At 61.3% G+C, this 22,705-nt stretch carries 10 protein-coding genes; 3 read left to right on the forward strand and 7 right to left on the reverse strand.

Annotation, left to right across the window (positions count from 1 at the left end; all coding sequences use genetic code 11):
• Nucleotides 1-204: 204 nt before the first annotated feature.
• From PAN31117_RS08605 to PAN31117_RS08630, 5 genes are all read right to left on the reverse strand, one after another.
• Complete coding sequence (locus PAN31117_RS08605) at nucleotides 205-4,767, reverse strand: SpvB/TcaC N-terminal domain-containing protein (protein WP_150737827.1); 4,563 nt, start codon at nucleotides 4,765-4,767, stop codon at nucleotides 205-207.
• Nucleotides 4,768-4,824: 57 nt separating this feature from the next.
• Nucleotides 4,825-7,500, reverse strand: a complete 2,676-nt coding sequence (locus PAN31117_RS08610) for an Ig-like domain-containing protein (RefSeq protein ID WP_150737828.1) — start codon at nucleotides 7,498-7,500, stop codon at nucleotides 4,825-4,827.
• A 65-nt stretch (nucleotides 7,501-7,565) separates the two neighbouring features.
• Nucleotides 7,566-11,981, reverse strand: a complete 4,416-nt coding sequence (locus PAN31117_RS08615) for a Tc toxin subunit A-related protein (protein ID WP_150737829.1) — start codon at nucleotides 11,979-11,981, stop codon at nucleotides 7,566-7,568.
• Between the two features lie 106 nt (nucleotides 11,982-12,087).
• Nucleotides 12,088-16,884 (reverse strand): Tc toxin subunit A, encoded by a 4,797-nt coding sequence (locus tag PAN31117_RS08620; RefSeq protein WP_150737830.1) that lies wholly within the window; start codon nucleotides 16,882-16,884, stop codon nucleotides 12,088-12,090.
• 381 nt (nucleotides 16,885-17,265) lie between these two features.
• The gene (locus tag PAN31117_RS08630; RefSeq protein WP_150737831.1) at nucleotides 17,266-18,120 is read right to left on the reverse strand and encodes an AraC family transcriptional regulator; all 855 of its coding nucleotides are present in this window, start codon (nucleotides 18,118-18,120) and stop codon (nucleotides 17,266-17,268) included.
• A 298-nt stretch (nucleotides 18,121-18,418) separates the two neighbouring features.
• Between PAN31117_RS08630 and PAN31117_RS08635 the strand changes: the two genes are divergently transcribed.
• Nucleotides 18,419-19,342, forward strand: coding sequence for a PhzF family phenazine biosynthesis protein (locus PAN31117_RS08635; protein ID WP_150737832.1), 924 nt, complete (start codon nucleotides 18,419-18,421; stop codon nucleotides 19,340-19,342).
• 148 nt (nucleotides 19,343-19,490) lie between these two features.
• Nucleotides 19,491-20,591, forward strand: a complete 1,101-nt coding sequence (locus tag PAN31117_RS08640) for an asparaginase (RefSeq protein ID WP_217429641.1) — start codon at nucleotides 19,491-19,493, stop codon at nucleotides 20,589-20,591.
• Nucleotides 20,592-20,646: 55 nt separating this feature from the next.
• Here the strand turns inward: PAN31117_RS08640 and PAN31117_RS08645 are convergent, their stop codons facing one another.
• Complete coding sequence (locus PAN31117_RS08645) at nucleotides 20,647-20,979, reverse strand: hypothetical protein (protein ID WP_150737833.1); 333 nt, start codon at nucleotides 20,977-20,979, stop codon at nucleotides 20,647-20,649.
• A gap of 181 nt (nucleotides 20,980-21,160) precedes the next feature.
• On the opposite strand from PAN31117_RS08645, the gene PAN31117_RS08650 reads away from it, so the two are divergent.
• Nucleotides 21,161-21,922, forward strand: coding sequence for an inositol monophosphatase family protein (locus PAN31117_RS08650; protein ID WP_150737834.1), 762 nt, complete (start codon nucleotides 21,161-21,163; stop codon nucleotides 21,920-21,922).
• A 2-nt stretch (nucleotides 21,923-21,924) separates the two neighbouring features.
• Here the strand turns inward: PAN31117_RS08650 and PAN31117_RS08655 are convergent, their stop codons facing one another.
• Nucleotides 21,925-22,284 (reverse strand): VOC family protein, encoded by a 360-nt coding sequence (locus tag PAN31117_RS08655; RefSeq protein WP_246188982.1) that lies wholly within the window; start codon nucleotides 22,282-22,284, stop codon nucleotides 21,925-21,927.
• Between the last annotated feature and the right edge of the window lie 421 nt (nucleotides 22,285-22,705).

A 22,705-nucleotide genomic window follows, 5' to 3' on the forward strand; every position in this document is an offset into this window, starting at 1 on the left:
ACCCTTGCCCCAGCCGTGCGTCCCAACGCGCAACGACGTGCGAGCGCCCATCCCTGACTTGCCGCTCAGGTCTGGCCTCAGGCGTGTCGTCAGCATCGCGCCGATGGTAGTCGACGGTGCGCACCTGCTGGCCGCGCGGATCGACAACGGTGAGCGTTGGCGTATGGGCGTGGAGGGCATGGAGTTCTTGAAGGGCGGCGTCCATTATTCGAGCTCGTGGGCGGTATCGTTTTCGTCTTCGGAAACGGTGTGCCAGGCCCAGTAAGTTTGCCTGCGCAGGTACCCGGGGGCGGTCAGCGTGACGGTGGGGCGACCCAGCGGGTCGTAATACTGGCGGTCATGGCAACCGAAGTCTCGCAGTGATTCGTCGCGCACATAGACCGGGCTGTCCGCAAAGTAGGGACGGTACACGCGTACGGGCAACCCTTTGTTGTTATATTCCACGCGCTCGCTCACGCGCCAGCGCTGGTCGGCGTGGTGAGTTACCGGCTTGTCATCCGGGCCGAGTGCCAGAGTGCCGTCGTCAAGCACCTGATAGGCGTCGCCTGCCGGGGCAAGCTGCTTTTGCTGCAAGGCGCGACCGAACCCATCGGAATCCGTCAACTGCATTCGAATCTGCCGCGCGGGATCGTCTGGATAGCGGTCCGCCTGCAACGCGAGGGTGTGCGGCGGTCGACGCCGTGCGGCAAGCAGCACCTGCGCCACCGCAATGGGCATGGCGACGCGCGATGCTACTTTCGCCACGTCCTCTACCGAGCTGGCGTCGAATGTGGCCAGCACAGCGTGCGCGAGCTTTCGCGCGCTCGCTCGCACATGGCCATCGGGCAAGACCCACCGGGACCTGACCCACTCGGCGTCGAGCGGCACCTCGTCGACCTGTCCCATCCAGCTGAGCGCATCCGTGAAGACGGCGGTGGCGGCGTCTTGCAATGCTGCCTGCGGGGCGGCGATGGCGTCCGTCGGCGATTCGATCTCGCGGACGTAGTCGGACAGCGGCATGAATCCTGCGGGTTCGCCATGCTCCGTGCCATGGAAACTAGTGACCTGAAGGCGGCCGAAACTGTCGTAGCGTGCCTCTTGCGTGTTCTGATTCGGATCGACGATGCGCTCGGGCAACAACGTCCGGTAGTCGTAAGTCGTCTGAGTGGAGCAACCATCGGGTGTGGTCATGCGAGTTGCACAACAGCGATGCGCGTCGTATTCGAGCGTGGTTTGGCCGAGCGAGCGCGTTTCCCGATATGCCACGATCTGATGGAAGTCTTCGAGCGGCGAGAACGTAGGAAACTGGCGATGCACTGCCCATAATGTCATGGCCCGCTCGGGCATAAACGCCCGCATCGGTTCATATCCTGCAGCGCTCAGCTCGACGTTTAGCGCTTCTGTGGTGAGCACATCGTCGTAGGCGGTGAGGGCGTAGTCGTCAAGCTCCGCCAGTTCGACGTATTCCGGTAACGCGGCCAGTGATGGTGCGCCGTCGGCGTCTGCAAAGTAGTGAACTTCGGACATTGCCGCGAGTTGGCGTTCGTCTGCCTGATCCAGCGGACTATCGGCCACTACGAAGGCCTCGTAATGGACTGATGCGGGCGTGAGGGCGTCGAATCCGAAGACCAGTGCATCCTCGCGATTGCGCCATGGAATTGCGACGCGCCACGCGTCGTCCCGATCTATGTCGTACCAGGCGCCCCGGGTGTCCGTGACGTACCACTGCTGCTGCGCGATGTCATGCGCGTCCTCCCACCAGCGGGTGGACCACATGTCGTGCTCGTCGAATGGCGACGAATTGTTGCGACGAGCGTAGTACACGATGGCGCCGTGCAATGCCGAGCCGTTGGTGTCCCAGCGCAGGCCCAGCGTGTGCTGGCAACGTGGGTCCGACGGTTGACGTTCGTAATCGAAGTTGCGGCTCTCTGCAATGAGCGGTTGCACGACCGCGTAGCGGGCGTGGGCGCTGCGCGCCTGTTTCAGGCGCACAAGATAACGGGTGTCGCTGATCGAGAAAGGCGGTGTGTCCTGCGCATCAAGCCCGAAGGTTTCCGTGCGCGCGACGCTGCCGCTCAGCGCTCGCGCCATGTCGCGGCGGGTCTCGTCGTCCCAATCGTCGGCAGGCGTGTCGCTGTTGTCGCTCACATTGAAATGGCAGCGAATCGTGGCGCCCAGCGGTACGGCTTCGGTATCACTGACGTCATAGGTGTCGATGCCGGGCCAATCGTCGCGTCCGATGTGATACCAGGTCTTCGTCAGTGCCGGTGCCGTAAACCCATCTTCAGGCGTAGCGTTCTGAGCGGGCAATTCGGCGTCGTATTGCAGCACTAGCCCGAATCCGCGCAGTTCCCGTTCGATCGGATCGTAGTAGCCGTGACGATATTGGAAATGCTGACGCAACTGCGCGTCGGAAATCTGATCGGTCTGTCGTTGCTCGACCACCACATGGAGCGGGAAGGGAACACCACTCACCGCGATTTCTCCGCCTGCCTGGCGTTCGCGTTTCTCGTCGAGCCATTCCTGGGCCGAACTCCGGAACCGGACTTCACCGGCGGTGCCCATGTTGTTGTCGCTCGACGCTAGCAGATAGGGCTTGCCGGAGCGGGCGAAGTCGCAGACCCAATGACGGGGCGTCATGTGCGGCACGCTAAGGACGAGGCTTGGACAGCCGAGACCGTTGATATCGGCAAAGCTGACTTCGCATGTGGGGTCGTACACAACGCCCTCGGGCCACGCGAGCTTGCCCATACCGGACCAGCCGTTGCCGCTCTCGTTCAGGAAAATGGCAACGCCGTCGGGTTGGAGATAGATCAGATCGGTGGGACCTGAACCATCGAGGTCGACCAGACGCACCCGGCTCGCATCGAATTCGTCTGGCCAACGCGGCACGTTGCTGAATGGACGTGCCGCGCCGAACCGTCCTCGTCCGAGGTTGGGCCAGACGGTGATTTCGTCTTGACGCACGCGCACGAGGTGCGGCTGCCCGGTGCCGAGGATGTCGCTTAAGGCGACCAGCTCGCTACGGCCATCGGTGCGGCACGGCAGTGCGTGGGCGTGGGGAATATCGACCGGTGCAGCAAAACCTTGATCGCGCCGGTTGGCGTACAAACGCACGCTGCGCGGGCCGATCAGCGCGAGATCGGACAGTCCTGCGCCCATCAGGTCGGCGAGTTGTCCGTCAGGATGGGCGAACTCTGACGGGAAGGCCGCGAAGGGGAAAAAATCCGACCACTGACGCTCAGGCCCCAGGGTGAAAAAGCCTGCCAGACCCGGTGTTGCGATGACCCAGTCGAGGCGTCCGTCACCGGTCATGTCCACAAGACTTTGAGAGATCGGCGACGCCGCGTTGCGCGGCGGGATCTGATCGAGTAACTGCGCCGGACCGTAGGTGATGGCGTCTTCATTACGCGCACGGCTTTCGTTGACGTCATCCGCTTCGGCGCGTAACGGTTCGCGGTAATGCCAGCCGTCGTTCGTGTGGTACAGGACCCCCGGAATGCCTTCGCCGTAGAGGTCGACGAGTTGATAGCGGGCGCCGTCGTTCAGGCCCGGCATTGCGGGAAGCGTCTGGAACGTCGCTTCGTGCGGCGGCAGAAACGGCGTATAGCCGTACTCGATCGGGGCTGACCATGTCGCGTCTGCCTGTGCGCCGTAGCCGATGTCGTGCGCGGCAACGAGCAGCGAGCGAATCGGGCTCTCGTCGTACTCGATGAGCAGACGGCGGACCAATACCGGGGCATCTCCGAGTTCGTCGAAACGGTGAAACATCAACACCTGGCGGCATAGCCATCGGGTGCGGTGTTCGACGCCAAACGCAAATGAGGAGAAAGGGTCTGCGCGTTCCGGCCGAGGCAGGTCGGTGTCGTAGGGAGGCACGTCTTCCATGCCGGTGGGACGCTCACCATAGTCGAACACCAGTTCGAAGCACCATGCATCATCGGGGGACGTGTCGCCCAGCAGGGTCGACGGGATCAGACTGGCGTTGACGTTGCCATAGCAGACATGCGTCAGGTAGACGTGCGGGGCGACGTTGTCGTCGGAGAGGGCGCTTCTTATTGCGTTGCCTGTATCGATGCTATCGACCGAGTAGCGATAGCGGATTCGCTCGCCGTTCGGTGCGACCGATTCCTCGAGCCACCACTCGGCAATGCGTGGGGCGATGTCGTTATCGTTATCGTCGTTTGTTACCCCGGGCGCTTCGGTGCGCGCTGTCTTTCCGTAGACATGCACATTGCCCTGTGCGTCATGAATCAGCCAGAACCACGCCGTGGCGTTACGCCAGGATTCGATCCGGTCGTTGCTGCCTTGCACACGTGTGAAATGGCGTGTGACGGTGTAGTCACCGGCCATCGCCGCACCGCGAAACGCCGACATTTTTCGCGAGACGATGTTGCCATCCGGCCCTACCTCGGGGACGAGCACGTCGCCGTTAGGTGCGACGAACTCGTCCGTATCGTCGTATGCCGGGGTGCGCTTGCCGGTGCGCCGGGCGATGCACGGCACGCCGACCTGCCATCCCTGCCCGAATTGCGTTCGTCCGCCCTGACTGCTGTAGCTGAGCGACATGGCGGGCGTGAAACCGCGTCCGGCCGAAATCGGTAGCGCAATTTCCATCGATGCGGCACCCGTTACGCCCACCGCACCCCAGCCTTTGCCGATGCTCTGGATAGCGCCCCCGCCCTTGGGGAGGGCGGGGGCGGCCACGCGCGCTGCATAGGTATCGTCGGTCATGGTCATGGCGGGCGCTTCGAACGGAGGTGATGCGTTGCCGGTGAACGAGGTCACGTTTCCTGTTGTCGAGCAAACGGCTAGGGAGATCGCCGTCGAGTGCCGGTCAGATGCTCAGGTCCAGGTGAGCCGTCCCTTGCAAAGGAAGACGTGCAGACCGTTCTGGACACCGCGATAGAGTATGACGTTGCGTGGCCCAACTCTGGTCGTGCTCACCCTGGCCAAGGCCGTCTCTCCGTATTCAAACGGAAATATCTCGACGTCTATCGTGACACCCTGTTCATCGCGGATCGAGTACGTCTCCCAAGACTCCTTGTTCATATAGGTTGGCCACTGCAGGTAGATTGACTCGCCGGCGGGTACCGACTGGACCGGTGCATAGAGAAAGCGGAAATTACCGCCATCCGTTCCGTGCGGGTGGTCCTTCACCGTTTCTCTATCGAAGCTGAAGTGCCACATCTGCGCCATTCTTCCCCCCGCCGAAATGTGCGCGTGTACGACACGAGGATATTCACGCGGAGGCAGAGGCAGATCGACGGTCGCGAAGAGCCAGCGATCCGACGAACTCTTCTTGGGTATGGCCTTATAGGGGCCCAGCGTGGAGCCATCGGCGAGATCAAGGACGACGTCGATATCTTCCTGGTCGATGTCAGGGAACAGATCATTGATCGGCGCGTAGTGTTTGCCCAGGATGAACACCCGGAGAAAGGCGGTGGCGTAAGGTGCCCCAAGTTCCGGCCTGCGCGGGAAGATGTGCGCGATCACACAGGTCTGGCTCGGGTGCGAGGGTGTTCTGCGATAGCGGATGCCCGCAGTGAGGGGCTTCGGGCCGCCATCGACGGTAATCGTGGCATCGTCGTGAAGTTCGGTCGCGTCACCACGGAATATCACGGGAAACGTCGTGTTGCCATCGGCATTGGTGATTTGTACATGCCCCATATCCAAAAAAAGATCGCCGCTCGAGATGGCGGTGTCCGGGACTAGGCGGGTCAAAGAGCAAGGCACGCCGGGCAGCGGAGACCCATCGGAAATGGATCGCGCTTGAACCACAATACCGCAGGTAGGGAGCGATTGGTATGTGGGTCCGAAGACGAACAAATCATCTTGCATGCAGGTCTCACGCCCCGGCATCGCAACCAGCTCGAATGCTTCGGGGACGACAGTGCCGCGGACCAGAATCGGAGACTTCCACGGCTTGCAGGTCAATATGATGTCGAACATCTGCGATATCGCGCCGCCTGACGCAGCCACAGTCCACTCAAGCCCGTCCTTCGTCAGCTCACGCTCGACACCGGGTGCGGGGGAGAATGTGAGACTGCCGCGTGCGCTTGACGCCTCCTGAAAAGCGTAGTCGAGCGACACCATTTGACCTAGCGACACGTTTCCGTCCTGCGGCTTGAGGGTCAGTTTGCGCGCGGCGGTGTCCGGAAATAGCAACATTCTGCTGTTCTCCGAGTCAAGGCGCTCGCCATCGACGAGGAACTGAAATTGTTCCCACGGTGGTGTTGCAATCGTCTGCACACGGATCAATTCGCGATGAGGCTCGGCGTTGTAGGGCGCGTCAACGACAATGGTGACGTCCGAGTCTGCCGTCGGCTGGAATTCAAAGTGGGCCCAACCCTCGCTGTCGGTGAGTGTTTCCGTCGGGGCCGCACCGTCTACATGCCATTGCACAGCGGCATTCGCGATTGGCACGGACGTGATAGCACTCATCACTCTTGCGCTGATGGCCGCAGTTTCCTGCAGTGCCACGCAGGGTCGATAATCTGGCGCTACGCTCGCGCTGATCAACAGCTTGAAGTCGCCGAGCAGCAGAGCAGGCAGGGAAAAAATTGGCGCGTGATGGACGCTCTCGATCAAAATTTCGTGCACTCCCTCCGACGTGGCATCGCTCGTGAGCGTCCAGGGCAAATGAACGAGTTGCGCGTCATCATCGGGCGTGGCTGCGGTCGGAATGAGTGTCAACTTCTGTTCGTCCGCCGCTGCCTCGTCGTGCCAATAGGCGTACGCCTGGGTTCCGGGATTTCCCGCCACCGAGTCACCTGCCCATCCGCAGGCGTCATCGACAGGCAAAGTGAGTTGATGCTCTGCGCCCTTACATAACGGGATCTTGCCGTCGACCAGCCAACGTGCGGCTACGCCGTCGAGCGAGACGGGATAGGGCGTAGCGTTTAGCGCCAACGGGCCATGAAACAGCAGAACCGACATGCCCGGTGAGCCATCGTTGCCAGGAATTTCCCCGCTGACGTGGACTTGCCCAAGCGCAGTCGGCCAGTCGGGGCCTTCTTCGGGAACTAGCGCGTCGGCAAGTTCCGTCGGCGCAAGCGCAGAGGCCTCGGGTTGTTGTCCCGAGGCCAGTCGAAGTTCGAGTTCGTTGTCCCGGGGGCCCGGACCGAAAGTGGCGTCGCGCGCCAGCCAGGGCGCGGCGCGAGCCTGAATCTCTTCCCCGGGTACCGGCAAGGGGAGCTCGGAGAATCGCTCCGACGGATAGCAAAAGAGCTGAGCATTCGGCTCGGGCAGCCCCGCGCGCGTGCTGGGCTGGTAAAACAGATCGAGGTGATAACCCAGCCCAGGGGCAGTCAGGGCCGTCGCGTTGATCGGCATGGTGAAGCGCGTAGAGACCAGCGTGGTCTCGAGGATGTCGAAGTACGTGCGTCCGCTCGTCGTTTCTCGTCGGTAGAAGCCGCTGTTATTGCCATATAGCGTGCGCCACCCGTCACGCCAGTCGGTACCGATGTCCGCGTACGGGAGCAGGTTGCGTCCGGTCTTGCGTTGTTTGATGTCGGTCATGATGGTCTCCTTCGATATCGGTGCGGTCGCTGCTGCCGCGGATGATCCGCTGCCTTCCTTCGCGGTTATGCATTCATCAGCTCCTCCACCTGCGACGCAAAGTCGGCGCCGCCATCCAGTGCCGTGTATTCGATGTGGAGGATCAGGTCCGACATCGCGTCGATGACGTCCAACTGCTTTTCCGAGCCATGGCGGGGGAACGCGACTTGCCAAGTCGAAATCGCGCCCATGCGCTCGAAGGGTTCGTACCGGTCGTTGTCGAACAGGAAGCGCATGCCGGTGCCATCGTCATCGAGACCTTCGGAGATGGCGACCTGTGGCGTGATGCGCAAGTTATGCCGAATATTCTCCGGACTGGCATCGTCGTGCGTCGGGTCGTAGACGTACTGCACGGCGCGGATGTCGGGCTTCGTCACGATCAGGCTCGACGTCTGCGTGAGCGTCATGTTCAGCGTCTGATACGGGCCGATGACGGCGGGCAACGTGACCGCTACACGTCGCAATTGACGCAAATACATGCCCGGATGATCTTCGTCGAACAGGTGGCTGGTGAGCGGGAATTCGAAGGTGCCTCGATCCTTCAACGATGTCTTTGCCGCATTCCAACCGTCCTCCGTGAGCAGGGCCTTGATCGACACAATCTTCTTGACGACCAGACGGCGCTCGTGGCGATGCAGGAACGACGACTCCATTTTCAGCAGCGCCAGGGACAACGCTTCACCCGCCGTCAGCCCGTAGTTGTTGTCGAACCAGTTGCCGGGCTGTACGAAGTTCGTGTCGTAGTCGCCGATTTCATATTGCCAGCCGGCCTGAGCGGCCAGACACAGTGCGTTCGTGGCGTCGTATGCCTGAAAATAGAACGTCGCCATGCGGCTTTGTAGCCAGCGGTAAAGCGATGTTTTGCTGCCGCGCGTTTGCGACAGGAATGTGTACATTTCCTCGGCTTGTGCCATTGAGCGCGCTTGTTGCGCCAGAGATGAGCGGCTTGCTTCGATCTGAATGTCCTGCGCGGCGAGTTGCGTGTCGATCATGCGCATCTCGGCATCGGCGGTGTCGCGCTGGAACTCCCATTCGGCGCGGCGACGGCGGAAGCCCTCGGACCGGTCGAGCGCGGCCGACTCCATCGCGAGCAGCTTTGTGCTCGATTCCAGCAACTTCACTGCGGCGTCAGCGGTGGAGCTCCACTTCACGCCACCCGCGGCGGTGCCGAAGATGTTCGGCGCGAGATTGGCCAGTTTCGCCATCACTGCGTGCAGATCCAGCGCGACGGTTATAACGCGCGATCCCGTTAATAGGGCGTTGGAGGTGATTTCCATGGGCGACAGATCCTCGTCGTAAAGCCGCTTATACCGGTCGTAGCGGATTTTTACGGTGTCTCGCGAGGCGCGTAGCGTCGCGCTGACCGCTTGCGCGTGCCGAAGCATCTCCTCCTGCAATTGCAGCGTGAACTGAGACATCTCCATGATTTGCTGTTGTTGCAGCACTTCCTGTTCGGTACGGTCTCCTTGTTCCATGTACTGCCGCTGCAGATCGCCAAACCGGCACAGCGTATTCACTGCCTGCTGCGCGCGCGGCAGGATAGACATGAAGCGATAGGGCAGAACGAGCGTGTCGCTGCCGAGATCGCGGCGGTGGAAGCCGCCGTCGGCGGCTTGTGCGCGCAGTAGGTCGGTGGGATGAATTGGCGGGTCGTAAAGCGTTAGTTGCAGCGGCTTGCCGTCGATGGTGAGGTGGTTGCGCAGATTGGATAGCCGGGATGCCAGCGTCTCCCAAATGCTCAGCAAGTCGGTGTTCAACGGCAAACGAAATGCCGGGTGCGCGAGAAGATCCGCGCTCAGCGCCCCGCCTGCCCGTGGCGCAAGATTGGCCAGCACTTCGTCCGATATCTCTGCCTCAATTTCGGCAAATCTTCGCAGGTCTTCCTGGTTATCGAGTTCATCCAGCGAGGACGGCGTCCACTGTGCCGCACTCTTGAATTCCGGTGCCTGCCCCATCAGGCGTGAGGCGCGTAAATAAAGCATCTTCGCCTCGGTCAGACTGTCGCGCGAGACCTGGCGATAAAGCATGTCGGCCCAAGCGATGAGTGTCTCCACGTAGTCGCGGAAGATGCGCTTGCGGTAGTGCACCGGAGCGCTGTATGCAATGGCGTCGGGGTCGGCGGGGGCACCGATCTCGTGATTGGGATCGCCGTCTTCGATCAGCGGGCGCGCCCGCCAGTAGACTGGGGTATCGGTTTCTCCCGGATTCAGGGGCTTGCCCGGATCGAACAGGAAATTTAGCCATTCGAGTGCGTCTTCGTGGCTCATCTCTGCCTTGAGTTGATTGGCAACCAGATGTGGCAGATGGAAGAAGATTTCCCAGAAATAGCGGCCGTTGGCACCACTGAAGTCGAGAACAACCGGTGCGGACCCGGAATTGAACGGCGGCTCGGGCGTGTTCTGGGCATCCCAGCCCAGCAAGTGGTCGAGGGACACGGACGCACGCTGAATCAGCGCTCCCGTAAAGGTTGTATTCAAGCGCACGCGCTCCGGCGCGAAGTCGGCTGCTGCGAACTGGAGGAACTGACTGCCTTGCAGTCCCGCAACAATCCTCGGATTGACCGAGGAGGCAGCCTTCAGGTGGACCTTGTAGGTATTGCGTCCGAGCGCGACGTCGGTCGCACCAAAGGAAAAGGTATGAATGGTTTTCGTGGGTTCGCCCGTCTCATGCATCGAGCGCTCGGCGATACCGCCGTTCAAGGTGAGCGTTTTGGACCAGACTTGAGTACCTTCGTATTTCAGGGAGAAATCGGTTTGGAAAGGGTACGCTCGATAGGAAAACTGAACGCCCGACACATGGCACTTCCAATCGGGGAATATGTCGGGTGATTCAAACGTAAATCCGGCACCAGCCAGGCACTCCTCTTGAGTCAGGTTTGCGAGCGCGTTGAAAACCGCGCTGTCGATCTCAAAGTATTGCCAAGGGGCCCAAAGCGGGTGATTCCAACCGAATGTAATGGAAAACAAATCCTGGAACCGAAGGGTCAAGGAGCCCGTGAGCGGGGCTCCTCGTTTGGCGGTTGCGCCAAGTTTTCCGGAGGGTAAAACCTCCAGGTCGATCTCGCAGACGAGTACCGTGGGCAGATACGCTTGCATGGTATCGGCCAACAGCCGCAAGCGCCCCCCATTGAACTCGAGGAAAAGCCGCTTGGCGTGGCATTTGGCTTCGACATCGAGATGGCCTTGCGGGGTTTCGCCGGCGTTCGAAACGTAGTAATTGGCGTTTAGCGAGAGTTCCGACGCGAATCCGGGAACACTCGCACGCGCCGTCGTCTCCTTGACGACTTCGATTCGGTCAAACGTCAGATCGTCGGCACCGACCGCATCGTCGATCGAGGCAAAGCGATTCTGGAGAATCGCCGACGTTTGGTAGATCGATTGTGCGAGTATCTTGAGCGTCGCAATCTGCTTGGCGGTGAGCGCGATAGGATCGAAAATCGGGTCCCATGCGTGATATAGCGCTGGCGTCGCACCGGACGCAGGAACCAGCGCCACCGCGAGCGCCGATTGGCGTTGATTGAACGATTCGAAACCCGCTGCCACGAGATTGAACTTGGCGTCCCTTGCGTCCTCAAAATCGCCCACGACCTCCGCGGGTGACCACAAACCGTTCAAGTCCATATAGGAGTAATGCAACGAGAAACGCCACGTCGAGGCGCGCGAGGTGACTTCCGGCACTGCCACCTCCGCGCGCTCCACCCAGACCACGAAAAGGCGTCCGCTGACGCAAACCGGCCGAATGTGAGTGACGTCGCCAGACATCTTGACGCTGATCGCGTGCCATTCACCCCATGTACTGGGGTTCAGGGACGTTTGTCCTTCCACTAGCGTGATGTCGGCTCGACGCCAGAAAAACTGATGTGGCGCCGTTTTTTGCCTGCCGATGAAGTAATAAGGAGCGTCGCGATGGTTCAGCCCGTCGATGTAGCCGCTCACGACATCGAGGTTCGCTACCTGCTCGAAAGCGCGAAGGTAGGACAGGATGGCGACACGCGCGCGTTCCTTGTTGAGCCTGGCCTGCCCCAGATCGGTCTCCAACGTGCGGAAGAACTCGCTCTTGCGCAGGCGCAACGTGGGGTCGAGGTAGTTTTCCGGATAGGAGCGAAGCAGCTCTGCGCCGGACCAGATGTCGTAACGCGATTCCCAGTTGCGCCAGTGCTCGAGCACTTCAGAATCGATCGGATCGACGAAGCCCGGTTCTTCGCCTGCAAATGCGCCGTGGATATAGCGCTGCAACGACGCGATCAGTTCGGCGACGACTGATGTCGTGGGCGCGATTTCCACCTCGTGATCGAGCAGGTGGTAATGACTGAGGTCGGTGGGCGTGACGGGCGTGCCTTGCGCAATGTCCGCGTTGACCACCACTTGGCCCAGGTAGAAGTCGACCATTGCGCTCTGGCGGGCTTTGGCCAGCGACTCGTCCATGCGTTGAATGTCGTTCATGGTGGCGTTCCTTAACGGGATTCATGTCGCGGTGGACGAGGCCGTCGAAGCAACGGCTCCCCGGCGATCACTTGTGCGTGTGCTCGGTGGCGTAATCATGGGTGTATCAAGCCGGTAGGATCCGGAGTCGCATCCACCGGACATGCCGAGGATCGGCCAGCCGGATGCCAAGCGAGAAGATGGCATCTGGTGACGGCTCGCGCTCGCAGGTCAGCCACCACGTCACACCTCCAGCCTTCATCGGTACAACCTGCAAATAGGTTGGGGTCGACGACAGGCCCTGGCCGGTTGGGTTGGCACCATCCCAGGTCAACAGAACGTCCTGATCGATAAGAAACGTCTGACTTGGGTCAGGTTTGATATGCAGCGCGACGGGGTTGGGCCCGACCGTGAGCGACAGCGTGTCGGAGACCGGTTCACCATCGAGCGTGATGATCCATTTCGGCTCGGGCACGACTGTGACGTCGAACGATTCACTAACTTGCGTGCCGGTGATGCCGCAAGTGACCGTCATGTCGCCAGCTTTTGCCAGTGATATTGCGGCCTGGCTGTGGCCGGCAATATCGGTCAGCCGGGGACCTGTCTCCACCCCGTTGATTTTCCATGTCATCGGCAGGAACCCGACGGGGGGAGGATCGCGTTTGCCGTCGTCCACGCCGGGATACTCCCCGGCTTCAACGCGTATCGAGACAAAGGCGAACTTCTGTGGATTCTGGATATGCACCTGCACCGACGGGCTGAGCGGCACAATGGTCGGTGCGTCGACGATTTCAAAATTCGCGCTCACGCTGCGCCCGTCGATCGACGCGGTTACGCTCAGAATGCCCACCCCTGTCGGCTCCACTTCCAGCACGGCGATGCCATCCTGATCGGATTCGGTCGGCGACAGATTCTCGTCATTGACCGACCAGTTCACTGTTGCCTCGGGGGAAGGCACGCCGGTTAGTGACAGCACCGTGCAGATAAGCTTGGCGGGGCGGTTAGCGAGATTCGGTGTCATCAGCCGGATGCCGAACATGCTGTCGATGTACGGGCGGTCTACCGAAATAACGTTCGAGAGGAGCGTGTTCACGCCGCTGTACTCGACGCGCACCTCCGTCGTTCCCGTATCTCGACTGACCACGGTATTTCTCGCCCAGCCATCCGTGCCGGTGCGGGTCGCCAGATGCAGCAAGCGTCCGGGGCCTGATCGGATGGACCAGTGCACTTCGCGGTTGATGCCGGGATTCCCGTAATTGTCATGAACGAACACGCGAACGTCAGCGCCTTCCCGCTCGCCGGCGAGAATCTCGACGTCGTCCTCGGGAAAGGTGTCGTAAGGTTTGAGAGAGGCTTCGTGCGCATCGACTCGGACGGCGGGCAAGGTCAGGCGCTGATCCAGCCCGATCATGCCGAAGACATGCGCTGTGCCCATCGACAGTCCCGCATGTAAAGTGACGTAGGCAATCCCGTCCACATCGGTGGTCGACATGTCCGAGTCGATGAAGCCTGCGCCGGTGTGCGACCACCTGACGGGCGCACCGGCGATGGGCTGCCCGGCCAGATCCCGGATGGTGAGGGCAAATTGTGCTTCGGTGTCGACTTGATCGTCGCCGTCGGCGACCAGGGAATCGTGTGACACCGTACTCGAACTGGTAACGCTCTGGCCGACCTCGGGCACGACCGCGCGTTGACCGCTGCGCTCGGCCTGTGCGGCCGCGCTCAGGCAACTGAACGCGTCTCGAATCGCCCGACGATAGTCCTGCGCTGTGGCGGAGTTGGACAGACGGCCCAGACCATCAAGGGCCACGACGCTCAGTCCGGTTTGCTCGGCGAGATCGAGAATGCGCAGCAATCCCGAGAACTCCGACAGCCTTCGCAAGATGCCGATAGGGCTGACGATCAGTGCGGCGTCGAGTACGTCACGTGCACTTGCACCGACAAGGGCCGCGACTTTGCCGGCCGCAGCATCACGCATCAGTCGCGCGTAGGCGCTGCCTTCGGCGATCGCCTCTTCATTGATGATGCCGGGCGTGTTGACGAGCGCCAGATAGTCCAGTAACTCGGCGGGCGCGCGCAAGCCTCGGTCGATCACGTCGCGATAGGTCTGGAGGTGATAGAAGTCGCCGAGACTGGCGGCGCCGGGGGAAAAGCCAAATGCGTCCGGTTCGCGCGCGCTCAAATGGCGCGCGTTCTGCGCGTGACGCCATAGCAACGCGCCATCGAGGGCGAAATGCTTGACGATATCGGCTTGCCTGCGCAATTCGCCGAGCTTGTGCAGCATGATTTCGGACGATGCGTAGGCCGATTCGTCGTCGACGAACTCGCGTGGCCAGGCAAGGCGTGTTGCGAGCTGGGCATGAACGGATGCGGCGGTGCGCTCCAGTTTCGCATCCCACGCCCAGCGCAGCACGTCATAGACGCTTTGCTGTGCCCAATCGATTAACGGCAGCACCAGTTCGGCGGCAATGTTCAGATAACCCGAAATCCGTGCTTCCACCACACCACGCTGCGCAGCGCGCGCGCGAAGGATGACGGACGTTAGCATTGTGCTGATCTCGGCTTGCTCGATGTCGGGCGTTACCCGGTAGATCGGCCTCTCGGTGCGGCGCAGCGGCGACGACTGACGAGCGTGGGTACAACCGACGAAGTCCCCTTTGAAAAGAGCAGCAACGGCGGCGCTTACGATATCGAACGCGCTTGACTCGTAGTCGGCGTCGCTACCTGAAATGCGGTCGAGCACAATACCTTCCGGATCGGTGAGCTCGGACAGCACGCAGAGCCAGTCCGGACGAATGACGTCGGCTTCTTCGTCCGTGTCTTCCTGACCCGCCAGTAAGTGCGGTTTTGGGATCGTCTGAGGCACGCCCGCCTCATAGAGCATGGAAGGTGTGATGCGAATGCCGTTCAACTGGCTATGCAGATCGGCGATCAATTGCCGCTGAGCGTCGCCCGCGATTTGCGGCGTCGAATCCTGACGCAAATGCTGCACCATCCATGCGACGTCGATACCTTTGGCGCGGCACCAGCGAACGCAACCCTCGACCGCAATCAATGCACTCAGAAAGTCGGTCTCGCCGATGGCCGGTCTCGAGTGAATGTGAGGCACGCCAACCATCTGCCGCGTAACAGGATCGCCTTCCTGACTCAAGGTTTCGAGCAATCCTGTCAACACGACCGGCGAGATTTTGAGGTACTTCGCGAGGTTCGTTACGCGATAGAACGCAGAGACTACCTCGAGTGTGCACGTCAGCGGCCCATCGCCGAATGTCGCCGCAATGGAGCGCGAGAGGTAACTGAAGCCTTCAGGATCGAGGCCAAGGGCCGAACTGATGTGTTCGACGGTCCGGCGGTTCTCATCGTCGTCGAGCCCAAGCCGCATCTGCAATGGTCTGCCGTCGAGCACCAACGGCATCGAATGCCTGTGTGGCTCGTTGAAGACCCGGTCGAACTGAGACGGTGCGTTGTCTCCCTGACCGTAGGGCGCCAGCGTCGCGATCCACGCCGCGAAATCCTGCGCGGCAACGCCATATCGGGATTGCATCTCCTTGAAGATGCCCAGCGCACGAAGTGTGTTGGTGGTGATCATGGGGGGGCCGTCGAGACCTTGAGCCGTGTGGGCGGCGACCAACAGCCGGTCGGTATCGGCAAATGACAATTCGAGCCAGCGGCTCAACCGGATCAGTCGGTGGATGCGGTCGGCGCGTGCATCGTCGAGATGTTCCAGCCAGTGCGGGGGTTCGGTGTCGACGGGCTCCGCAGGGTCTTCCGCCTGATACGCCGTTGGCGTCCCCTTCTTGATCTCGATAGCGGGATCGGCACCGCCGTTGATGTACACCGCGCCAAAGCCCGCCCCGGAGACGGGTTCGAGACCGACGATGTTGACGGACGCTACGGGGGCGGCCGTCTGCACGGCGAACAGCCCCGCCAGCGCAGTGCTGGGGGTTTGCGTGCGAGCGCAAAAGGTCGCGGTGTCCTGAAGCGCCGAGAGACCGCTCACGCCGTACGTGTCGCGGTAGTACGTATCGGAAGCAGTGATCGTGCCTGACTGCCCACGATAGGGCGTTTCGAGCAGCAGTTCGCGACGTGCGGGGCCGAGCGGCAGGCTAAGCAGCATGGCGTCGTCGCCCCAAGCGGTCTGCATGCCTTGCCGGACGAAATAGTGATAGTTGGGATCGGCTTGCCGAGACACTTCGCCAAGTGTGAGCGGCTCGCCACCCGCGAGCTGAAGGATCTGACCAATCTGAGTTGTCCAGTGCTCATAGGGCATCGTCATTGGATAACGCACGGTGGACATGGCGAGGTCAATGTCCGGTGTCGCTTCTTCACCCGATAAGACGCGCAAATACGCCGAGATCGCGTACTCCAATACCCGCGCCGACACATCGAGCGTTGGTATCTCGCCGTTGAGCGCCTGATCGTCGATGACTTGGTCGCCGATGTCGGGACGGCGTTCGTCGAGCCTTAGCTTGAAGTCTGCCAGTGCACCCGAGCTTTCCAACGCGCAGGCGCGACGAAATAGCATGAGCAGATAGGCAACAGGCGACGTGCGGGCTTCGATGGCATTGGGTTTTGCCATGGAGCCCCAGTCTTCGTCGAACAAATTGCCGTACACCGGTCCGCTTCCGAGCGCTTCCATGCCGTGCGCGAAGTCAGGCGCCAGACCTGGCGTGCGCACCAGCTCCTGCTCACGAAATCTTCGCGCCACAACGATCCCGGCACTCACCGCCCGATCGTGAACCTCGCGCGCCTCATCGATGTGCAGGTCGGGATTCATCTCAAGCATGCGTCGCAGCGGTAAGCGTCCCAAGGCAACCACATTTCCCGCCGACCTCGCCACCTGGCGAGACATCGTCGAGCGCGATGCCGTGATCCGTCCGAGCAACGGACTCGTTTCAAGCAATGAGCGCGGTTTGCGTGCCATCGACGGCTCCCTCGTGCGCTTGAGCGCGTATGGCAAAGCTTTCCAGCAGCGCAGAGCGTGCGGGCGCACGGGTGATCAGTCGCCCAAGACCTGCCGCTGCTGCGTGCTTGCCGGAATTGCTGTCACCCTGAAATATTTCTCGTGTGGATCGTTTTGCAGAGGTCGTCCGACTATCGTCGGCTCACTTCACGGGCGCAACAACTGTCAACGTTGACAGGAGACGCCCCCAAATTTGTCTGCGTCTGTCTGAGCTCGGCGCTTTATCCGCAAAGCCGTCAATTGTCGCGGCGTGTGAAGGTCTTCACCGAGTGGCTGTCGGAGCGATTCGCGCGCGTTCAGGGCAAAGACCGCTGACGGCGTGAACTCGCAAGCCTGAGAGGATCAGTCGATATCCGGTGCGCCTTGCTTGAAGGCGTTCGGCGTTGCATAGCCGTGTTGTCTGAACAGGCGTGCGAGATAAGACGGAGAGTCCAGTCCGACAGCCGCCGCGACGGCCAGTACCGTCATGCCGGGCGCGCGCAGCAACGTTGCCGCGATTTCCACGCGTCGTCGAGACTGGTAGTCGACGACGGACTCGCCCGTGGCGTCCCGAAAGATCCGCGTCAACGTGCGTCGTGACAGGCCGAACTCATAGGCGATCCGATCGAGCGTAATCGGCTGATCGAGCGTTGCATCCAGAAACGCCTGGATATCGCGCACGATCTCGGCATAGGCATCGCTACGTCTTTGCGGGATCGGAGCGGACGTCAGACCGGCTTCGACGCAACTCGCCGCCACCGTGCGCACCGCGAGATCCGCTCGGAAGGCGGCCAGTTCAGGCAATGGGACGTCGTTTGTCGTGCGCGTGGCGCTTGCGACACGAACCGCGTCGAGCAGGGCCAGCGGAGCCGACCAGATCGAGATGCGGCTGCACGCGAGCTTGCGTCGTGCCTTGCGTTCGCAAAACGCCACGAAATCGCTCGCGACATACACGGCGATATGCTCCTGCCCGGGCCGGTAGCCCCGCGTATCGTGAACCCGCTGCGGCGGCACCACGACGAACGACTTTGGCGCGACGCGGACCGGCGCAATATTCGACTCGACGTTGAGCACGAGTTGCCCGGTCCTGGGTAGGAGGAACATGTACTCGTCGTCATGCGCGTGAGGGTGCGTGCGGTATTCGCCGACGCTCACATGCCGGACATCGGCAATGCGATCTCCGTACAAATGACGCGATGCGGTGGGATAGGGCTTCACTCTCGATTCCTTGGCTGGACAGGCCGGATGGCAACGTTATCAAAGCTCATTCCGGCTTGCAGGCGACCAGTATAGTCTTTGTCCAAAGCGTTCGTGGAACGGTGCAAAGCGTCACGTCACACGCGACGTTTTCTCGTCATTCGTCGCGCCATCTCGGGCAATCGCCGATGCGCCTGCGACAACTGCTTATCGGGTTGAGCGAGATTTGGCCCGATCGGACGCATGGACTGGCCCGATTGACGGCGACTGTCGTTCCGACGTTGGGCATGCTTGCGCCACTTGTCTTCAGGAGTGTCCGATGACCACCCCAATCCTTGTTTCTTGCAGCAGTCCTTCGCCCGAGATGCCCACGCCGGATTTGCGCTTCGTCAACGTGTTCTCCGCCGGTGCCGGTGGCGGCAACCCGGCACCTGTCGTGTTCGATGCCGACAACCTGTCGTCCGACGACATGATGGCAATCGCGGCCCGCTACTGCCACGAAAGCGCATTCGTCTGCCGGGCCAGCGATCCGCGCAACACGGTTCGTCTGCGCTTTTTCGTCCCCGCGCACGAGATGGAGATGTGCGGTCATGCCACGCTCGGCGCGATGTGGCTGTTGCGTGAAGCGGGGCGCTGGACGACGGCAAGTGCGACGGTGGAGACGCTGAGCGGTCTGGTCGATGTGCGTTTCGACGAAGCGACGCAGCGCATCGACGTCGGCCAGCCGCGCGGCATCGTCGAGCCGGTGGACGACCCGACGCTGGTGGCCGCCATTTGCGAAGTGCTCGGCATCGGTGCGGACGATCTGGCGTCAATGAGCATTGTCAACGCGAGCACGAGCCGCACGAAGACGCTGGTGCCCCTTCGCACCGTGGAAAGACTGAACACGCTCACGCCGAACCTCGGTGCGGTCGCTGCATTGTGCGATGCCCTCAGTTCGACCGGACTGTATCCGTTCGCCGTCGAACGCACACGGCCACTGGAGTTGCACGCTCGGCAGTTCCCGCGTTCGTCGGGCTATCCGGAAGACGCCGCCACGGGCATCGCCGCAGCCGCCACGCTTTACGGCGCGCTGCATTACGGTCTGCTGGCAAACGGCGAGTCGGCCATGCGCGTCTATCAAGGCTTTGCCATGGGACGTCCGTCCTGCATTCGGGTGGCGCTACGCGAACCCGGCAATCGCGAGTCCGGCTGCTGGATCAGCGGCGCAGTTGAGTTCGCCATGCTTGAGCCGCACGCTTGAGCGGGCAGACGTCCCCGACGACAACTGAAACGTCGACCTCGTGGGAATCTTCGACCTCTTCCTTCGCAGTCCAAAAGTTGTCAATATGTCGGACATCACGCCAGCCCTCGGCGCGATGCTCGATAAACGACATAACAGGAGCGAATTCATGACATCGTCGAAGACCCCTTGCCAGGTTCTGATGCACTCGATCGCGATTGCCGCACTGGCGTTGAGCGCTGGCGGCTACGCCTTGACGGCCACGGCGGCCGGTACAGAGCAACCCAAGCCGCGCATCCTCGTACTCGCAACTGGCGGCACTATCGCCAGTACAGGCGACGCGCGCTCGGCCATCGGCTACAACGCTGGCGGCGTGACGGGCGAGCAACTGACAGCCAGCGTGCCCGGTCTGGACAAGCTGGCGACGATCAAAGCGGAGCAGATTTCGAACATCGGCTCGCAGGACATGAACAGCAAGGTCTGGTATCAACTGGCTGCACGCATCAAGCAGGCGTTCGAGCGTAACGAGGCCGATGGCATCGTGATCACGCATGGGACCGACACGATGGAGGAAACTGCGTTCTTCCTCGATAACGTCCTCGCCACGAGTCAGCCGGTCGTGCTGGTCGGCTCGATGCGTCCGAGTACGGCGGTGAGTGCCGACGGTCCGGGCAATCTCTACGAAGCTGTCGAAGTGGCCGCCAGTGCGCAGTCTCGCAACCGGGGGGTGCTCGTCGTTCTGAACGACACGATTCACTCGCCGCGCTGGGTCACCAAGACGAATACGACGTCGGTGCAGACATTTCAAAATCCGAACGGCGGGCCGCTCGGGTACGTCGATCCTGCGTCGATCCGGTATCTGGCCGCAGCACCTGCGGGTCGAAAAGGTTCGCTGGCAGTGCCCAACGCTGGCTTGCCGCGCGTCGACATCGTCTACGCACATGCCGACATGGATGCAACCCAGATCGACGATGCCGTGCGACGCGACGCCAAGGGCATCGTGCTCGCGGGCGTAGGTGATGGCAATGCGTCCAAAGCGGCGCTCGACGCGCTCGAAGCCGCTGCGCGCAAGGGCATTGTCGTGGTCCGGTCGTCGCGCGTGGGTGCCGGGTTCGTTAACCGCAACGTCGAAGTCTCCGACGACAAGACGGGGTTTGTCGTCTCGTACGATCTGAATCCGCAGAAGGCCCGAGTACTGACGCAACTCCTCATCGGCAATGGCGTCAGCGCCGCAGACAAAGTGCAAAAGGCGTTCGACGCCACGCATTGAGGGGCGCTTTCCTTCGGACTGACTTTGACGCGACGCTGGGGTTTTGACGTCCAGGTCAGTCCAGCGCAGGCTCTTCTGCGATTTTTCGTTCGCGCAATTGGCGGAAGAATCGGGCGTTGTGGTGATCGGCGACGGTGAACACGTCGTCTGACGCGCGCGAGAGGGCGGCGAAGAGCAGTTCTAGTTCGTCGTACGCCGGGCCGGACATGCCGCAGCGCTTGACCAGTGATTGCCGTATCTCGTCCATTGCGGCTTGCCGGAAGCAATCGAAGGCGGGCGCTGGCGTGGCGTCGAGATGATTGATGTGCGCAAGCAGCATGCCGAGCACCTGCGCGTGCACGAGCGCTGTGGCGCGTTGTTCGATAGCCAGTACGTCGGTTTGCGTCATGATGACCTCCGTCGGACGCTGGTACGAATGCGAACGGGTGCACTTGCAGCATAGCACCGGCGCACGGGACAGGCGGGCGCCGACCTGCGTCGTTGCCACTGACGCAAAAGTGTCGTGTCAAAGCGCGAGAATGTCGCGAGCCATCTCCGGCCAGCCATCGAACCTCATTCGAACCTCATTCATGCCTGACATTGACCAACGATTGGCCGCCGCACTGCGCATCGTCCACGAGGCCGCGCGCGCGGCGCTTGAATTGTTTGACGCACGCGGCCGCTTCGCGTTGGAGGAGAAGGGCGCGCGCGAATATGTGTCCGAAGCCGACCGGATGATCGAACGCCGCATTCGCGAGGCGCTGGCGACCGACTTGCCGGGAGACGATGTGATGGGAGAGGAGATGGGTGGAGAAGGCTCGAACGCCTTCTGGGCCATCGATCCCATCGACGGCACCGCCAACTTTCTGCGCGGATCGCCGTTGTGGGGCGTGTCGCTGGGTTTTGTCGAGGACGGCGAGGCCGTCGTGGGCGCGATTGCCTATCCATCGCTGGGCATGGCACTGAGCGCTGCGCGAGGACGCGGGATGTCACGCAATGGGCTGCCGTTTGAAAGAAATGTCGACTTCCCTTCCGTCCATCTCGCAGCCGTAGGCGACAACGCCCGTTGGCCGGCCACCGAAATCGCTCAGGTCGAATACGCGTTGCGAACGTCGGGTTGGGGCTTAGCCGAGTATCGGTGCGCCACCATCGGCCTTGGGTTCGCCGCGCTCGGGTTCGTCGACGGCTATCTGGAAAAACACACAAGTATCTGGGATATCGCCGCCGGATCGGTGATTTGCCGTGAAGCCGGTTTAAGCGTTCAATCGCACGGGACGTATGACGGCGGCGGCCGGACGATCTTCGCCGGGACCGATGCGTTGAACGCCGTCGTCGGCCGCTATCTCAACTGAAGTTAGTCGCGCTGCGAAAGCTGAAAGACATTGCCCTCCGGATCTTCCCCATCGCACATCGATTGCGGGAAGCCATCGTAACGCTTCATTTCTCGCATCCTGACGCCCGCTTTGACCAGCGTCGCCCGCAAATCCTCCAGCCCCGATTCCACCGAAAAGACGAGCTTTGCGTTCGACATCTCGCCGCTTGTCTTCAAATCGCGATAGGCCACGCCGACACGGTGCAGCGCGATCTCTACTTCACCGGCTTTGAGCACCGCCCATTCGTTCACGATCTCTTCGATCACAGGGAAGGCGAAATGCGTTCGGTAAAACGCTTTCAACAACTCAACGTCGCGGACGTAAAGGATCAATCTGGACATGAAAATCGGCATTGCGTGTTCCGAAATGGCTACGGTCGCCGATTAAGGTCGACTCAAGAGGATCGATGTTGCCGGATTCACGTCATTTCGAAAACAAAGTCCCGCTTTGGGACGGCATTCGGACGTCAACCGGCACGCGTTTAGCATCAAGACGATTCGGCTTTACGGCTATTCAAGCAGACGCTCGAATGCAGTCGAAATGGGGTCGGAATGAGGGTGAAAACCGTCGATTCTCGGAAAATTTCATCTGACCCCCACTTCGATATTAGGGTTTCCACCCATGATTTCGGCGGTCTGAGCTACAATCCTGCGTTTTCGATGGTCGGCTTGTGCTACTTGCCGAAACACCGGCTGGATGACGTCTGTCAGTCCGAATCCCGCCAGCGCGCCAGCCAAGCGTGCGCTTTCCCCCCGGCGTGTG

Source organism: Pandoraea anapnoica (assembly GCF_902459765.1).
Lineage (GTDB): Bacteria > Pseudomonadota > Gammaproteobacteria > Burkholderiales > Burkholderiaceae > Pandoraea > Pandoraea anapnoica.